Source organism: Nocardioides faecalis (assembly GCF_018388425.1).
GTDB lineage: Bacteria > Actinomycetota > Actinomycetes > Propionibacteriales > Nocardioidaceae > Nocardioides > Nocardioides faecalis.
Window position 1 is genome coordinate 1,559,047 of sequence record NZ_CP074406.1, and the last position, 16,290, is coordinate 1,575,336.

General features: G+C 70.9%; 15 protein-coding genes. 11 read left to right on the forward strand and 4 right to left on the reverse strand.

Annotation, left to right across the window (positions count from 1 at the left end):
* Window positions 1-6: 6 nt before the first annotated feature.
* Genes KG111_RS07175 through KG111_RS07185 form a run of 3 tightly spaced genes read right to left on the reverse strand, consistent with a single transcriptional unit; the run spans window position 7 to window position 2,249 of the window.
* A complete protein-coding gene (locus KG111_RS07175; RefSeq protein ID WP_205291437.1) occupies window positions 7-798 on the reverse strand; it encodes an SDR family NAD(P)-dependent oxidoreductase in 792 nt (263 codons plus the stop codon).
* A gap of 3 nt (window positions 799-801) precedes the next feature.
* Window positions 802-1,071, reverse strand: coding sequence for a hypothetical protein (locus tag KG111_RS07180; RefSeq protein WP_205291436.1), 270 nt, complete (start codon window positions 1,069-1,071; stop codon window positions 802-804).
* A 38-nt stretch (window positions 1,072-1,109) separates the two neighbouring features.
* Complete coding sequence (locus KG111_RS07185) at window positions 1,110-2,249, reverse strand: 3-ketosteroid-9-alpha-monooxygenase, oxygenase component (RefSeq protein ID WP_205291435.1); 1,140 nt, start codon at window positions 2,247-2,249, stop codon at window positions 1,110-1,112.
* 144 nt (window positions 2,250-2,393) lie between these two features.
* Here KG111_RS07185 and KG111_RS07190 point away from each other — a divergent pair, with 144 nt between their 5' ends.
* The 9 genes from KG111_RS07190 to KG111_RS07235 all read left to right on the forward strand — a co-directional run bounded on the left by KG111_RS07190 (window position 2,394) and on the right by KG111_RS07235 (window position 12,158).
* Window positions 2,394-3,023, forward strand: a complete 630-nt coding sequence (locus KG111_RS07190) for a TetR/AcrR family transcriptional regulator (RefSeq protein ID WP_205291434.1) — start codon at window positions 2,394-2,396, stop codon at window positions 3,021-3,023.
* Window positions 3,024-3,330: 307 nt separating this feature from the next.
* Window positions 3,331-3,792, forward strand: coding sequence for an SDR family oxidoreductase (locus tag KG111_RS07200; RefSeq protein ID WP_249666342.1), 462 nt, complete (start codon window positions 3,331-3,333; stop codon window positions 3,790-3,792).
* Window positions 3,793-3,886: 94 nt separating this feature from the next.
* Window positions 3,887-5,482, forward strand: a complete 1,596-nt coding sequence (gene casG, locus KG111_RS07205) for a steroid-24-oyl-CoA synthetase (RefSeq protein WP_205291433.1) — start codon at window positions 3,887-3,889, stop codon at window positions 5,480-5,482.
* A gap of 11 nt (window positions 5,483-5,493) precedes the next feature.
* Window positions 5,494-6,732 carry an NADH:flavin oxidoreductase gene (locus KG111_RS07210; RefSeq protein WP_249666343.1) on the forward strand — a complete coding sequence of 413 codons (1,239 nt, stop codon included), beginning with the start codon at window positions 5,494-5,496 and terminating at the stop codon, window positions 6,730-6,732.
* 20 nt (window positions 6,733-6,752) lie between these two features.
* Window positions 6,753-7,706, forward strand: coding sequence for an ABC transporter permease (locus tag KG111_RS07215; RefSeq protein WP_205291431.1), 954 nt, complete (start codon window positions 6,753-6,755; stop codon window positions 7,704-7,706).
* The gene (locus KG111_RS07220) at window positions 7,693-8,760 is read left to right on the forward strand and encodes an ABC transporter permease (protein ID WP_205291430.1); all 1,068 of its coding nucleotides are present in this window, start codon (window positions 7,693-7,695) and stop codon (window positions 8,758-8,760) included. Before KG111_RS07215 ends, KG111_RS07220 begins: the two co-directional genes overlap by 14 nt.
* Window positions 8,757-9,776, forward strand: a complete 1,020-nt coding sequence (locus KG111_RS07225) for an ABC transporter ATP-binding protein (protein ID WP_205291429.1) — start codon at window positions 8,757-8,759, stop codon at window positions 9,774-9,776. Before KG111_RS07220 ends, KG111_RS07225 begins: the two co-directional genes overlap by 4 nt.
* Window positions 9,766-10,752: an oligopeptide/dipeptide ABC transporter ATP-binding protein gene (locus KG111_RS07230; protein ID WP_205291428.1), complete on the forward strand. Its 987-nt coding sequence runs from the start codon at window positions 9,766-9,768 to the stop codon at window positions 10,750-10,752. Before KG111_RS07225 ends, KG111_RS07230 begins: the two co-directional genes overlap by 11 nt.
* Window positions 10,749-12,158 (forward strand): amidase, encoded by a 1,410-nt coding sequence (locus KG111_RS07235; RefSeq protein ID WP_205291427.1) that lies wholly within the window; start codon window positions 10,749-10,751, stop codon window positions 12,156-12,158. Before KG111_RS07230 ends, KG111_RS07235 begins: the two co-directional genes overlap by 4 nt.
* A 75-nt stretch (window positions 12,159-12,233) precedes the next feature.
* Here the strand turns inward: KG111_RS07235 and KG111_RS07240 are convergent, their stop codons facing one another.
* The gene (locus KG111_RS07240; RefSeq protein WP_205291426.1) at window positions 12,234-13,832 is read right to left on the reverse strand and encodes an ABC transporter substrate-binding protein; all 1,599 of its coding nucleotides are present in this window, start codon (window positions 13,830-13,832) and stop codon (window positions 12,234-12,236) included.
* Between the two features lie 198 nt (window positions 13,833-14,030).
* Here KG111_RS07240 and KG111_RS07245 point away from each other — a divergent pair, with 198 nt between their 5' ends.
* Complete coding sequence (locus tag KG111_RS07245; protein ID WP_205291425.1) at window positions 14,031-14,792, forward strand: GNAT family N-acetyltransferase; 762 nt, start codon at window positions 14,031-14,033, stop codon at window positions 14,790-14,792.
* 403 nt (window positions 14,793-15,195) lie between these two features.
* Window positions 15,196-16,251: a zinc-dependent alcohol dehydrogenase family protein gene (locus KG111_RS07250; protein ID WP_205291424.1), complete on the forward strand. Its 1,056-nt coding sequence runs from the start codon at window positions 15,196-15,198 to the stop codon at window positions 16,249-16,251.
* Window positions 16,252-16,290 lie beyond the last annotated feature (39 nt).

A 16,290-nucleotide genomic window follows, 5' to 3' on the forward strand; every position in this document is an offset into this window, starting at 1 on the left:
CCGGCCTCAACGCGGGGGGACGAGCCGGCGCATGACCTTCTCGGTCCCCGCGACGAGCCGGGCGCGGTCGCCGGTGGACCGCATGTCGACAAGCTGCTCGTTGCCGCTGATCACGTGCACCGGGCCGTGGGGGAGCGCAGCCAGGCCCTCACGGGCGACGTCGGCCGGGTCCGAAACGTGCATGCCGGGGACGTCGAAGTTGAGCCCTGCGCGCTCCATGGCCGGGGTGCGGGTGACGCCCAGCACCAGCTCGAGCACGTCGACGCCGTGCTCTCGTAGCTCGGCCCACAGGCCCTCGGCGAAGATCCGCGAGAACGCCTTGGCGCCGCCGTACACTGCCTCGGTGGAGGTCCCGACGTAGCCGGCGAGGGAGCCGGCCAGCAGGATCCCGCCCCGACCACGACTCCTCATCGGCGCGGCGTAGTGGTGGGTGAGCGCCAGCATCGCCGTGATGTTGAGGTCGATGACGCTTCGGAACCCGTCGAGGTTACCGGCAGTGAACGGCCGGCCATGGGTGTTGGCTCCGGCGTTGTAGACCAGGAGGCCGACCTCGACGTCATCCGTCACGGAGGTGATCGCGTCCACCGCGGCCGGATCGGTCAGGTCGGCGGTGACGGTGCGCACCTTCCGACCGAGGGCGCGCACCGACGCCGCGGTCTCCTCGAGCGGGCCGGCCCTGCGGGCGACCAGCACGACGTCGATGCCGGCCGCCCCCAGCTGCCGGGCGAGCTCGGCGCCCACGCCCTCGGAGCCACCGGCGATCACTGCCCAGGGTCCGTACCGGTCGAGGTCGCTCATGAGCTACTGCTCCGGGGTGTCGGGGTTGGACTTCAGCGGATCGTAGGACAGCACGTCCAGCTCGCCCCGCACCGCGGCCTCCCGGATGGACATGCGGAGCGCAGAGCAGCCGGGGAAGGCGTTGCGGTTGGGCCGGTCGGAGGTGAGCTCGGTGGAGCGGCGCTCGGCGCACTGCTCGAGCGCCTCGGTCGTCCACTGCAGGGTGGTCTGGTCCCAGCTGCTCTTCCGGGCCGTGACGCCGGCGCCGCACGCCGCGCAGGTGACCGGCTGCATGGGCGCTGTCTCGAGGCGGACGTCGGGGCGCGGCGCCGTCATCGCCCGGCCGTGCGGGCGGCGAGGTTCTGCTCGACCTCGCCCCGCCAGGCCTCGTTCGGGCGAGTCGTGTCGATCTCGAACTCGAAGCGCTCCGTCATCTCCGGCGTCACGTCCGCGACGTCGACGTAGAACTGCTGGTACCACCGGCGCAGCTGGTAGACCGGGCCGTCCTCCTCGCACAGGAGCGGGTTGTCGATGCGGGCCTTGTTCTTCCAGATCGCGACGTCCTGCTCGAAGCCGTACTTGATGAACGCCCCCGTCTTCGCGGCCATCAGCTCCGCGTCCTCGTCCGAGATGCCCTCCTTCTTCTCCACGATGATCCCGTACTGCAGGACGAAGGAGCTCTCGTCGATCGGGTAGTGGCAGTTGATCAGGATCGTGTCGACGTCCATGTCCTCGTAGTGGTAGGTCACCTCGTCGATCATGAAGCTCGGCCCGTGGTAGGCCGCGACGCTCGTCGTGCCCAGGACCGTCGGGTTGTGTTTCGACGGCTTCGCGGGACGCACGTCCTCCCGGCCGGCGCCATCCATGTACTGGTGGGCCTTCGTGCCCTCGAAGACGTTCTTGAAGTACGTCGGGAACGAGTAGTGGATGTAGAAGAAGTGGGCCATGTCCACCACGTTGTCGACGATCTCGCGGCAGTTCGCACCCTCGATGACCGTCTCGTACCAGAGCCAGTCGGTCCACCGGTCGTCGGCGACCTGCGGGATCGCCGGGATCGTCACGTCGGCCGGTGGAGGGTTCCGCTCAGGGTCGTTCCAGACGGAGACCATCCCGTCCTGCACCATCGTCGGCCACGCCGCCGTCCGCGCCCGCAGCGGGACCCGCCGGGCGTAGGGGATCTGCTTGCACCGGCCGTCGCCGCCCCAGCGCCAGTCGTGGAACGGGCAGGCGATCTCGTCGCCCTTCACCGTGCCCTGCGACAGGTCGCCGCCCATGTGGCGGCAGTAGGCGTCGAGCACGTTGATCTCGCCGTCGGAGCCGGCGAAGACCACGAGCTTCTGGCCGAACGCGTTGACCTGGTGGGGCTTGCCGTCGGCAAGGTCGCGAGCCAGGCCGAGGCAGTGCCAGCCCCGGGCGAACCGTCGCGGGCCTGCGTCCACCTCGATGTGCCTGATCTCGTCTGCGCGTGTCATGAGGGGAGTGTGCGGCGGGTGGTCCGATCAGAGCCGGGACATGTCCCACTCACCGGTAGCTCGCGAGGACACCGGAGACCGGCGGGCTCAGGATGGGGCAGCGCCCGGCGACCGCGGGCGTCCCGGACGACACAGGAGTGACGCGTGCCGCGAATCGCCGAGGCCCGGCAGCCCGCCGAGCCGACCTCCGCCGAGCAGAGGGACCGCCACCAGCGCATCCTCCGCGCGGCCAGCAAGCTCGGTGCCGAGCACGGCCTCGAGCGCATGCAGATGAACGACGTCGCCAAGGAGGCCGGCGTCGCGATCGCGACCCTCTACCGCTACTTCCCGTCGAAGACCGACCTCTTCGTCGGCGTGCTGCACAGCCAGATCCAGCACCTGAGCACGGCGGCGCCGGCCGGCGGGGCCCCGGAGACCTCGCGGGCTGCGGCCGTCGCGGAGGTCCTCATCGCCGCGGGCCGCAGGATGCTCGAGCGTCCCCAGCTGGCGACCGCGATGCTCCAGGCGAACAACATGGCTCAGCTCCAGGGCGGCCGGGAGTACGCCGAGGCCAACTCCGCGTTCCACCGCGTGCTGCTCGACGCACTGCGGGTCGACGAGGCCGACGACGAGGACCTCCGCATGGTCCGGATCGTCGAGCAGACCTGGTACGGCGTCCTCGTCTCCGTCCTCAACGGCGTCATCTCGGTCGACGAGGCCGACGCGGACGTCCGGCTCGCCTCGCGGCTCCTGCTGGGCCCGCGGTACGACGACGAGGCGGAGCACGACGCATGAGCCGCACCATCGTGGTGACCGGCTCGGCCTCGGGCATCGGGGCAGCGACGGCGGCCCTCCTGCGCGAGCGCGGCGACCGCGTGATCGGCGTCGACCTGCGCGAAGCAGAGGTGTGCGCGGACCTGTCGTCACCTGCAGGCCGGGACGCCGCGTCGTCCGCGGTGTTCGCGCAGGTGGGTGACGGTGCGCTGGACGGCCTCGTGACGTGCGCGGGCCTCAGCCGCGCGGGCGCCCCGCAGGTGAGCGTGAACTACTTCGGCACCGTCGACCTCGTGCGCCCCTGCTGGCCCGCTCACGGGCGCCACGCGTGGCCCTCGTCAGCTCCATCTCCTCGACCCAGCCCACCGACCCGGCGATCGTCGAGGCCTGCCTGTCGGGGTCGGAGCAGGCCGCGCTCGAGGCCGCCGAGGCGGCAGTCGTCGGCGGCCGTTTGCACGAGATCTACTCCTCGACGAAGGCCGCGCTGAACCAGTGGCTTCGTCGTGTGGCCGTCTCCGCCGACTTCGCCGGTGCGGGGATCGCCGTCAACGCGGTCGCGCCCGGCGTCGTACTCACGGCGATGACGGAGGAGCTCGTCTCCGACCCACAGTGGAAGTCGGTCATGGACGCCGCCGTGCCGATGCCGCTCAACGGTTACGCACCGCCCGAGGCGATCGCCCACGCGCTGCTGTGGCTGCTGGCACCGGAGAACACCCACATGGCGGGCCAGGTCGTGTTCGTCGACGGCGGCGCCCAGGCGCTCACCGCGCTCACGACGCGCTCCTGCTGACCCGGATCCCGGCGGCCGCCGACGCCCGCCACGACGTCCCGGTGACCGGGATACGACAGCTCCGGCCGCGCGCCCGCCGCGAATACTCGGCGCCATGAGCACGGCAGTGAGTGAGCTGGTGGTGGAGGACGTCCTGGGAGCGCCGGTGCAGGTCTTCGCGGATCGATACCGCGCCCTGCACGAGGTGCTCGCCGCGTCGGTGGCGCACGGCGACCGGACCTACCTGCGCACCCTGGACGGCACGGTCACCTTCGCTCAGCACCTGCGCCGCGTGTCCTCCCTCGCCCACGCCCTGCGCACCGAGCACGGCATCGGCAAGGGCGACCGGATCGCGATCGCGGCGGCGAACTCCCAGGAATGGATCGAGACCTTCTGGGCGACGGTCTCGATCGGCGCGGTCGCGGTCGGCTGCAACGCCTGGTGGTCGCCGCGGGAGCTGGGGCACGCCCTCGAGCTCACCAGGCCGGCGCTGGTGGTGGCAGACGAGCGCCGCCGCGCGCACCTCGGCGAGATCGACGTCCCCGTCATCAGCATCGAGGACGGCCACGAGCGGCTCGCCGCCGCCTACCCTGACGCACCGCTGCCCGAGGCCGACGTCGTAGAGGACGACCCCGCGGTCATCCTCTTCACCTCGGGCACCTCGGGCCGACCCAAGGGTGCGACGCACAGTCACCGCAACCTGTGCTCCGTGGTCGGCTTCCACCGCAGCATGGACGCGATGGCCGCGCAGTACGGCGACCCCGTGGCACCGCAGGACAAGGTCTACCTGCTGGCGATGCCGCTGTTCCACGTCGGCAGCCTGCACAACCTCGCCGTGCCGCGCCTGGCAACCGGGTCCACGGTCGCCCTGCACCTCGGCGCCTTCGACCCCACGCGGGTGCTCCAGCTCGTGCAGGACGCGCGGGTCACGCATTGGGGCGCCGTACCGACGATGGCGAACCGGCTCCTCGAGTTCGACCACGTGGGGGACTACGACACGTCATCCCTCTACGCCTTCTCGCTCGCGTCCGCCCCGTCGAGCCCCGCCTTCAAGGACCGGCTGAGGTCCCACCTGCCGTTCGCCGGGGCGCTCGTCGACAGCTACGGCCTGACAGAGTCGTGCACGGCCGTCGCCGTCGCGACCCCGATGGATCTCGCCGAGTCGCCGGGCACGCTGGGCTCGCCGATCCTGGGCGTGGAGGTGGAGGTTCGCGACCCGATGGGCAACGCGCTGCCGGCGGGCGAGGAGGGCGAGATCTGCGTCCGCAGCGCCTACAACATGCTCGGCTACTGGGAGAACCCCGAGGCGACGGCCGCGGCGTTCGACCACCAGCGCTGGCTGCGGACCGGTGACATCGGGTCGCTCGACCAGAAGGGACGCATCCGGCTCGCGGCACGCCGCTCGGACCTGATCATCCGTGGCGGCGAGAACATCTATCCGGCGGAGGTCGAGGCGCTGCTGGCCGAGCACCCGGACGTCCGGGAGGTCGTCGTCCTCGGTGTCCCGCACGGTGACCTCGGTCAGGAGGTCGCCGCCGTCGTCGTTCCGGCCGCGGCCGGGACGGACGCGGCGGCCCTCGTCGCTGCGCTGGAGGAGTACGCCGCCGAGGGGATCGCGCACTACAAGGTGCCCACGCGCTGGCGGGTCACCGCGGAGCCGCTGCCGCGCAACGCGACCGGCAAGGTCGTGCGGCCGGCGGTCGCGCTGTGAACCCACCGGACGTGTTCAGCCCGGGACGGATCGGCCCGCTGACCCTGCGCAACCGCACCATCAAGGCGGCGACGTACGAGGGCCTGAGCCACCGAGGCCGGGTCACGCAGGACCTGGTCGACTTCCACGTCGCCTACGCCCGCGGCGGCGTCGGGATGACGACGGTCGCGTACTGCGCCGTGGACAAGGACGGCCGGACCGACCGGCACCAGATCCTGTGGACCGACGAGGCCATGCCCGGGCTGCGCGTGCTGACCGATGCGGTGCACGCCGAGGGCGCCGCGATCTCCGCGCAGATCGGCCACGGTGGCCCGGTCGCCGAGGCGCGCGGCAACGGCTCACCTGCCCTCGCCCCGAGCGCCCGGGTCAACGTCATCGCGATGAACAAGTCGAGGGAGGCGACCGTCGCCGACCTACGACGTATCGTCGCGGCGCACGGTCACGCCGCCCGGAAGGCAGTCGAGGCGGGCTTCGATGCCGTCGAGGTGCACCTCGGCCACAACTATCTGGCCAGCTCCTTCCTGAGCCCGAAGCTCAACCACCGCGACGACGAGTACGGCGGCGGCCTGCGCAACCGCGCGCGGCTCGCCCGCGAGGTCATGCAGGCGGTCCGCGACGCCGTCGGCGACCGGATCGCGATCATCGCGAAGTTGAACATGGACGACGGAGCGCCTGGCGGCTTCTGGCTCGACGAGGCGATTCCGGTCGCGCAGTGGCTGGAGGCGGACGGCACGCTGGACGCCCTCGAGCTGACTGCGGGCAGCTCGCTGCTCAACCCGATGTACCTCTTCAAGGGCGACGTGCCGATCGACGAGTTCGCCGGCGTCATGCCGCAGCCCATCAAGGCGGGCGTGAAGATGATCGGCCACCGCCTTCTCAAGCACTACCCCTACACCGACGGGTTCCTGCTGGAGGACGCCCGGCAGGTCCGTGCCGCCGTCGACCTGCCGATGATCCTGCTCGGGGGCGTCACGAGCCGCGACGTCATGGACACCGCCATGGCCGGGGGCTTCGCGTTCGTCGCCATGGCGCGTGCCCTGCTGCGCGAGCCCGACCTGGTCAACCGGATCCAGGCCGACGCCGCCCGCCGGTCGCTGTGCATCCACTGCAACAAGTGCATGCCGACCAACTACACCGGCACCCGTTGCGTGCTGGTGGAACGCCGTACCTCCCGGACCGCGAGCTGGGGCAAGCCCGAGGGCTACGCCTCCTCGCCCGGTGAGTGGGACGCGTCCCACCATTCCGGATGAGGCGGTGGGAGATTCCTGCCGTGGCCCGACGCATCCTCGTTCCTCTGCTGGAGCTGCTGGCCGTCCTGTTCCTGGTCAGCGTCGGGGTGTTCCTGCTCCTCGCGCTCGTCCCCGGTGACCCGGCGGTCGCGGTCCTCGGCGAGGGACGGACACCGCAGGAGTACGAGCAGCTGCGCGAGCAGCTCGGCCTGAACGATCCGATGCTCGTCAGGTACGGCGACTGGCTCGGGGGCGTCCTGACCGGTGATCTCGGCACGTCGCTGGTCCCGCCGCAGACGAGCGTCCTCGACCGGATCGTCTCCGCGCTGCCGGTCAGCCTGGAGCTCGCGGTCCTCGGCCTCGCACTCGCGCTGCTGATCGCGGTCCCGCTCGCGATGTGGTCGGCCTACTACCAGGGCGGCCGGGTCGACCGGGCCGTCAGCGTGGCCACGTTCGCGCTGCTGTCGATGCCGTCGTTCCTGATCGGGCTGCTGCTGATCGCGGTCCTGGTGAACGCGCTCGGGCTCTTCCCGCGCAACGAGTGGGTCCGGCCCGGAGACGGCATCGCCCAGAACCTTGCCCACGCGTTCCTGCCGGCGCTGACGATCGCGCTGATGGAGGCGGCCATGTTCACCCGGATCCTGCGTGCCGACCTGGTCACCACGCTGCGGGAGGACTTCATCCTTGCCGCCCGGGCCCGGGGGATGTCGCCGATCCGGATCATGCTCAGCGACGCGCTGCGACCCTCGTCGTTCTCGCTGGTGACCGTCCTGGGGCTGAGCATCGGCAGGCTCGTCGGCAGCACTGTCATCGTCGAGTACCTGTTCTCGCTTCCCGGGATGGGCAAGCTGGTGATCGATGCCGCCAACCAGGGCAACTACCCGGTGGTGCAGGGGGCGGTTCTTGTCATCGCCGTCATCTATGTCGCCAGCAACGCTCTGATCGACCGTTCCTATGGCCTGCTCGACCCGAGGACCCGCCGTGCTCACGTCTGACCCGGCCCTGCCGGTGACCCTGCCCGCCTCCGCCCCGACCCGCGATCGCCGCAGGGCCGGTGGCCTCGTCGGCGCCGGACTGCTGGTCGGTGGGCTGGTCCTGGCGTGGTGTGCGTGGGAGATGACCTCCCTGGTGACGCTCGTGCGGGTGCTGTTGCTCGTCGCCGGGCTGTTGGTCGCGATCAACGGCCTCGGCCGTCTCGCCCAGGTCGTGTGCGGAAAGCCGGTCGACGTCGTCTTCTGGCTCGCCATGGCCTGGCTGACGCTCCTGCTGGCCGCTGCGGCGCTCGCTCCGTGGCTTCCGCTGGGCAACCACGCCGACTCGGTGGCCGGGCTGTCCTCGCCGATCTTCGCCGAGCCCGGCGGCCTCGGCGCCGAGCACCCGCTGGGGACCAACAACTACGGCCTCGACGTGCTCTCCCGGACTGTGCACGGTGCGCGGACGTCGCTGGTCGTCGCCCTCCTTGCCGTTCTGATCGGTACCGTCGTCGGCGGTCTGGTCGGGCTGGTCTCCGGCTTCGTGCGGGGCGCCACCGACCGCGTCGTCGGCATCCTCGCCAACACTCTGCTCGCTGTGCCGCCACTGATCCTGCTCATCGCGCTCGGCACCGTCCTCGAGCCGAGTGTGCGCGCCATCGCGTTCGCGCTGTCGTTGCTCACCATCCCGAGCATGGTCCGACTCGCGCGGGCGAACACGATCACCGTCGCGCAGCGGGAGTACGTCCTGGCGGCCCGCGCGATCGGCGCGGGCCAGGTGCGGCTGATGCTGCGGGAGGTCCTGCCCAACGTCCTGCTGCCGGTGCTGTCCCTGGCGATCGTGATGATCTCGGTGCTGGTCGTGGCGGAGGCGTCGCTGTCCTTCCTGGGGATCGGCATCGAGCAGCCGGAGCCGACGTGGGGCAACATGATCGCCGAGGGGCAGGGCGGGGTCATGGAGAAGCACCCCTTCATCGTGGTCGTGCCCGGCATCTGCCTGTTCCTGACCGTGTTCTCCTTCAACCTGCTGGGGGAGAAGGCGCAGAAGCGCTGGGACCCGAGGAGCGCCAAGCTGTGACGTCGCCGTTCCTGGAGGTCGAGGACCTCCGTACCGTCTTCCACACGCCGCGCGGTGACGTGTGCGCCGTCGACGGCGTGTCGTTCCGCCTGACGGCCGGCGAGACCCTCGGCCTCGTCGGTGAGTCCGGCTGCGGCAAGTCCGTGCTCGGCCGCACCGTGATGGGCTTGGTCAGCAACAGCCGTACGGCGACGGTGACCGGCTCGGTCCGCGTCGGCGGGGTGGACGTCCACGGGCTCAAGCCGAGCGAGCGTCGCCGGTTGTGGGGGCCGGAGATCGGGATGGTCTTCCAGGACCCGATGACCTCCCTCAACCCCGTCAAGCGGATCGGCACGCATCTCACCGAGACCCTGTGCCGCCACCTCGGCTGTTCACGTTCGGAGGCCCGGAAGCGGGGCGTCGAGATGCTGCGCGAGGTGGGCATCCCCGAGGCGGCCCGTCGCATGGACCAGTACCCCCACGAGCTGTCCGGTGGCATGAGGCAGCGGGTGGTGATCGCCATCGCGCTGGCGTGCCGACCGAGGTTGCTGATCGCCGACGAGCCCACCACGGCGCTCGACGTCACCGTGCAGAAGCAGATCCTGGACCTGCTCGCTTCGCTGGTGGCTGATCGTCACATGGCGATGATCCTGGTGAGCCACGACCTCGGCGCCGTTGCCGGGCGCACCGACCGGGTCCAGGTCATGTATGCCGGCCGCACGGTCGAGTCCGGCGCCACCGGGTCGGTCTTCGACGACGCACGGCACCCCTACACCGACGCCCTGCTGGGCTCCATCCCGCGGCTGGAGGACCCACCGCACACGCGCCTGCGCACCATCGAGGGCACCCCGCCCGACATGGCGCGGCCGCCCGCCGGCTGCCGGTTCCGGCCGCGCTGCGCACGCGCGGAGGAGCACTGCGGCCATGTCTCGCCGGTGCTGGCGTCCCTGCCCGCCGCGGACACACCCGGGGCGGGCGGCCGACAGGTCGCCTGCCACTACCCGATCGTGCTGGAGGGGGCGACCCGTGGCCGGTAGCGGTACGGCACACCTGCGGCCCTCGCAGGAGCGGGCCCTCGTCGTCGACGACCTGGTCGTCGAGTTCCCCGTCTCCGCCGGGACCGTGCACGCGGTGTCCGGTCTCAACGTCGACCTGCTGCTGGGGGAGACCCTCGGCATCCTCGGCGAGTCCGGGTGCGGCAAGTCGAGCGCTGGACGGGCCATCATGCAGCTCCCGCCGCCGACGTCCGGGTCGGTGCGGCTGGGCGACGTGGAGCTCTCGGGGATGAGGCCGCGGGACATGAGGAAGGCACGCGCCCGCATGCAGCTGGTGCTGCAGGACCCCGTGTCCGCGCTCAACCCCCGGCGCAAGGTCAAGGACCTCGTCACCGAGGGACTCCGGATCTGGGGCTGGGGCGACCGCGACGAGGAGACCTTCGTCGACGAGCTCCTGTTGTCGGTCGGCCTCGACCCCCAGACCGTCCGGGAGCGCCGCCCCCACGAGCTCTCGGGCGGCCAGTGCCAGCGCGTGTGCATCGCCCGCGCGATCGCGGTGGACCCCGACGTGCTGATCTGCGACGAGCCGGTCTCCAGCCTGGACGTGTCGGTCCAGGCCCAGATCCTGAACCTGCTCGAGGAGGCGCGCGAGCGCGTGGGGCTGAGCATGGTCTTCATCGCCCACGACGTCGCGGTCGTCAAGAACATCAGTGATCGCGTCCTGGTGATGTACCTCGGCAAGACCTGTGAGGTGCTGCCGTCCTCGTCGCTGGAGGACGCGCGCCACCCCTACACACAGCTCCTGCTCGCCTCCGTGCCCGGGGCCGGCGGGGACGCTGCGGAGGCGCCACCGGTCGCGGTCGACCTTCCCTCACCGCTCGACCCGCCCTCGGGCTGCCGGTTCCGCACCAGGTGTCCGCTGGCGACCGAGCGCTGCGCGCTGGAAGAGCCCCAGCTCCGGGAGGTCGCCGCCGCCCAGTTCGTGGCCTGCCACCACGTGCAGGAGCTGAGCAGATGACGTACGACGACGCGATCGCCACCGCAGCGGCCATCAGGTCGGGCGAGGTGTCGGCCCGCGAGGTCGTCGAGGATGCGATCGCCCGGATCGACAAGCACGGCGCCACACTCAACGCGGTGGTCGCCGAGCGGTTCGAGCAGGCCCTGGCCGAAGTCGACGCCGGCCTGCCGGACGGTCCGCTCCACGGGGTGCCCACGCTGGTGAAGGACCTCGGCATTCAGGTCGCCGGGCTGCCGCTCACCCGCGGCAGCCGGCTGTGGGCCGGCGACGTGCAGGCGGTCGACAGCGAATTGGTCAGGCGCTATCGCGCGGCCGGGATGGTCATGCTGGGCACCACCAACAGCCCCGAGCTCGGCAAGAACGCCAGCACCGAGCCCGTCCTGCACGGTCCGACCCGGAATCCTTGGTCGTACTCCCACTCGGCGGGTGGTTCGTCGGGAGGCGCCGCGGCCGCGGTCGCGTCCGGCATGGTGCCGGTCGCCCACGGCAACGACGGTGGCGGCTCGCTCCGGATCCCCGCCTCGGCCTGCGGCCTGTTCGGGCTCAAGCCGAGCCGCGGCCGGGTGACCCCGTACCCCGTGGCGTCCAACCTGGCGGCGCCACTCCCGGTCAACCACGTCGTCTCCCGGTCCGTGCGAGACAGCGCGCTGCTCCTCGACCTGTCGTCGGCCCCGCTTCGCGGGGACGCGCTTGCCGCGCCCAGGCCCTCGACGCCCTTCGCCGAGCAGGCGGTCCTGTCACCGGCCCGGCTCCGGATCGGGGTGGTCGACCGTCGCGCCGACGGGGGAGAGGTCTCGCCCGAGGTGGTGGCGGCCGTGCGCCGTACCGCCGCGCTCTGCGAGGAGCTCGGCCACGAGGTCGAGGAGACCGTGCTGGCCTACGACCACGAGCTGCTGATGCGCGGCTTCGGCGACCTGATGGGCGTCTCGCTCCTCGCCGACGTCACCCACCGTCTCGCTGTGCTCGGGCGCACGCTGCGCGACGACGACCTGGAGCCCTTCACCCGGATGCTCTACGACCACTACGCGGCGACGATGACCCCCGTCCACGTGTACGACGCACTGGCGGCCGTGCAGCGGGCGGGCTGGCAGCTCGGCGAGATGTTCGGGCGCTTCGACCTGCTGCTGACTCCCACGCTGCCGCTTCCCGTTCCCGAGCTGGGCTACCTCGACACGTCCGATCCGGTCGCGATGTGGCAGCGGGGCGGGGACTACTCGTCCTTCACCGCCGTCGCCAACGCGACCGGCATGCCGGCGATGTCGCTGCCCGCCGGGATCGACGCCGCAGGGCTGCCGGTGGGTGCGCACTTCATCGGCGACCTCGGTGCCGAGGGCACCCTCCTGGCGCTGGCCACCCAGCTCGAGGCCGCCCGGCCGTGGGAGCTGCTCGCGCCGTCGTACCGCTGACGCGCGGCCCTGCAGGCCAACGCGAAGGAGCCCCCACCCGAGACCGGGTGGGGGCTCCTTCGTGGTGCCTGGCGGTCAGCTCTTCCAGGCGTCGCCCAGGAGGAGGAGCGTCTCGGAGGTGGCCTGTACGCCGGCCACGTTGTCGTTCCAGGGGATGAAGAACGCGCCGGCGCCCATCGCGACACCGGGGATGGTCTCCTGCCAGAGCTCGTTGATCTGCTTGAGCAGGTCGGTGGACTCCTCGCCCGAGGCCGCCTGGAGCTTGTCGAGCAGGGCGTCCATCTCCGGGTTCGCGTAGCCAGACGGGTTCTGCGGCGACTTGCTGTTGAGGTTCGTCGCGAGTCGCGAGTACGGGTCCTCGTCCGGGATGCTCATGCCGGCGACCGCGATGTCGTAGTCGTGGGTGACGTAGATCCGCTCGGTCTGGTCAGCGATGTTGCGCAGCAGGTCGAGCTCGACCTCGAAGCCCACGGCCTCCAGCATCGCCTCGATGGTGACGGCCTGCGTCTGCGACGCCTGGTCCGACTGCCCGATGTAGGTGAGCTTGCCGTCGTACCCGTCGGCCTGGGCCTCCTCCAGGAGGGCCGTCGCCTTCTCACGGTCGAAGTCCGCCGTCTCGACCTCCGCGAAGTACGGGGCGGTGGGGGAGTAGATGTTGCGTCCCGGAAGGCCGGCACCGCCGTTGACGCGCTGCGCGACGGCCTCGGGGTCGATCGCGTAGTTGATCGCCTGCCGGACCCGGACGTCGGACGCAGCGCGGCCCTCACGGTTGTTCAGCCAGTAGATGCTGCCCACGCCGTTGGGGAACATGAGGCCGCGGAATCCGTCCTTGCGTGCCTTCTCGAGCGCCTGCGGGGCACGGATGTTGGCGGCGTCGACGGTCCCGTCGGCGAGCGACTTCACCCGGTCGTCATCGCTGGCGAGCCACACGAACCGGACGCTGTCGAGGTGAGGCTTGCCGTTCCAGTAGTCCGGGTTCGCCTTGAGCACGAGCTCCTCGGCCGGCTTGTACTCGTCGAGGATGAACGGGCCGGCGCCGATGGGCGTGAACTTGTCCGGCCCGCCCCGGTAGGCAGCCGGTGCCATGATCATGCCGGGACCGCTGGCGAGCATGTTGGGGAACGTGCTCCAGGGCTTGTGCAGGGTGAAGACGACCGTGTCGTCGCCCTGGGGCTTCATGTCCTTGATGTTGGTCGCCAGGAGCAGCGTGTTGTAGCCGGCGTTCTCCATGTAGTAGCCGACGCTGCCGACGACGGCGTTGGCGTCCAGCGGGGTGCCGTCGGAGAAGGCCGCCTCCTGGCGCAGCTTCAGCGTCCAGGTCGTGTCGTCATCGGACGTCAGCGACTCCGCGAGCCAAGGCTGGAAGGAGTTCGACTCCTGGTCGTAGCGGACGAGCACGTCGTAGACCGCCGCGAGCGCGTTGCCGCCGGCGGCACCGTTGGGGATGGTCTTCGTGGGGTCGAGGCTGCGCGCCTCGGAGTAGTCGGCCAGGGTGAGGGTGCCACCGTCGACGGGGTCGCCGGCCTGCTGCTCGCCGACCAGGCCGGCAGCGTAGATCTCCTCCTTGCTCAGCGACGAGGGGGTCTTCTCGCCGCCGGAGCCGTCCGAGCCGGCGCATCCAGCCGCCAGCAGCGTGGTTGCCAGAAGCGCGGCGGCGACACGGTGCCGTGTCATGATGCGGTTCCTCACTGATCCTCCAAGTAGGTCGGGCCGGGGACCGTCGAAGACCGGCCGAGTGTGTCTCGCGTCACGCTAGGAGTGCGTGAGTCCGCCGCTCCGGTGCTATCCCGCTCACCGGGATGCGTAGCGCGTCTCCCGCCCGACGGAACCAGCCCCGCGCGGGGCCGGCGGCACCTGCTCCACCTTCCGCGGGTGATCACGCTGGTCGACGGGGTCGGGGACTTCTTCGCGTGCGCCGACTCGACCAGTACGTCGTACTCCACGTTCTCGCAGGCGGCGGTCCGAGCCGCATCGGCGAGGGTCGCCACCCGCGGCGACGGTGGTGAGAAGGAGAAGCTCACCGCCCAGGTGCGCACCCTGACGGGGGAGCGCAGCAACCTCGAGGCCAAGGTCGACGATCTGACCGAGAAGGTCGTCGCGCCGGAGTCTCCGGCGTGGACGCCGAGTACGACTGGTACCAGGACCGTGACGGGGACGGGATCGTCTGCGAGTAGACCGCTCGCTCGGCGGCCTGAACTCGCGCCACCTATCCTCGACCGGGTGGGAGATGCCGCAGCAGGCCTGGTTCGGACACCCCCGACCCTCGAGGAGTACCTGGTCCTGAGGGCCGCCTCGGGGCTGACGCCGAAGCTGGCCGTGGAAGGCGAGGGCGCGCTGAGCGGCAGCTGGTGCTGGAGCGTTGTGAAGCACGAGGGACGGGCCGTTGCGATGGGGCGGGTCATCGGCGACGGCAGCTGGTACTTCCACATCGCCGACATGGCGACGCTGCCAGAGCAGCAAGGACGCGGACTGGGACGACGCGTGCTCGCCGACCTCTTGGCCCAGATCGCCGAGGCCGCGCCAGCAGAGCCTTACGTGACGCTCATGGCCGACGCGCCGGGCCGCAAGCTCTATGAGTCGATGGGCTTCGTGGAGACCGCCCCCAAGTCGGTCGGCATGCGGCTCGCGCACTGATCCTTCAGCGTCGATGTGCCGCACTGAAGTGAATCGCTCGCGAGGTGAGACATCGTGCCTCAGGTGCTCGGATGAGGACGTCGCCCTGGGCGAGGCAGGCCCGGTAGAGCTCGCCGGGTGGCCGCGGGCGGGCCCCGCCTCGAACATGACGGGGGTCAGCCGCAGCGCCGACAGCGCGCGCGAGACCGCCTACCGCTCCGCGGCCATCTCGCCGAGCGTCGAGCTGACGAAGACGCGCAGGCGCTGACTCCGCGCTCCGAAGGCCCCGGGGGTGGCCACCGCACGAAGATGGGCGCAGCATGGATCACGAGGATCTTCCGAACCCTTCGGGAGCCCACAGCCGGAAGCGGGGCCCACCGCTCCTCGTCCCACCGAGCGGCTGACGACCAGCACAGGAGGACAGATGAAGGCACTGGTGTACCACGGCCCCGGCAAGAAGGCGTGGGAGGACGTCCCCGATGCCCAGATCCAGCAACCCACCGACATCGTCGTGCGGATCGACACGACGACGATCTGCGGCACCGACCTGCACATCCTCAAGGGAGACGTGCCGGCGGTGACCGACGGTCGGATCCTCGGCCACGAGGGCGTCGGCACCGTCACCGAAGTGGGCTCCGCGGTCTCGACGGTGGCCGTCGGCGACCGGGTGCTGCTCTCGTGCGTCAGCGCCTGCGGTGCGTGCTCGTACTGCCATCAGGGCCTGTACGCGCACTGCCTGGCCGACGAGGGCGCGAGCGGTATCGGCTGGATCTTCGGTCACCTGATCGACGGCACCCAGGCCGAGCTCGTCCGGGTGCCGTTCGCAGACAACTCCGTCTACAAGCTGCCGGAGAGCGTGGGCGACGATTCCGCGATCATGCTGTCCGACATCCTCCCGACCTCCTTCGAGATCGGCGTCAGGTACGGCCGGGTGAAGCCCGGCGACGTGGTCGCCGTGGTCGGCTCCGGACCGATCGGCCTGGCCGCGATGATGACCGCCGGCCTCTACGGCGCGGCCCGGATCATCGCCCTCGACCTCGACGCCAACCGGCTTGACCAGGCGCTGCGCTTCGGGGCGACCGACGCTGTCAACAGCGGCGACGCGGACTGGCGCGACCAGGTGCTCGCGATGACAGACGGGCTCGGCGTCGACGTGGCGATCGAGGCCGTCGGCATCCCGGCGACGTTCGACGCCTGCACCAAGATCGTCCGGCCCGGTGGCTCGATCGCCAACGTGGGCGTGCACGGAGGGCCGGTCGAGCTGCAGCTGCAGGACCTGTGGATCATGGACCTCACGATCACGACGGGCCTGGTCAGCACCTCGACCACGCCGATGCTGCTGAAGCTGGTCGCGCAGCACAAGCTGGAGGCCGAGAAGTTCGCGACCCACCACTTCAAGCTCGACGAGATGATGGACGCCTACGACACCTTCGGGCGCGCCGCGGAGACCAACGCGCTGAAGGTGGTGATCTCCCGATAGCGCCGAGCCCAGCACTGCCGGCCCCGCGTCTCGGACTGA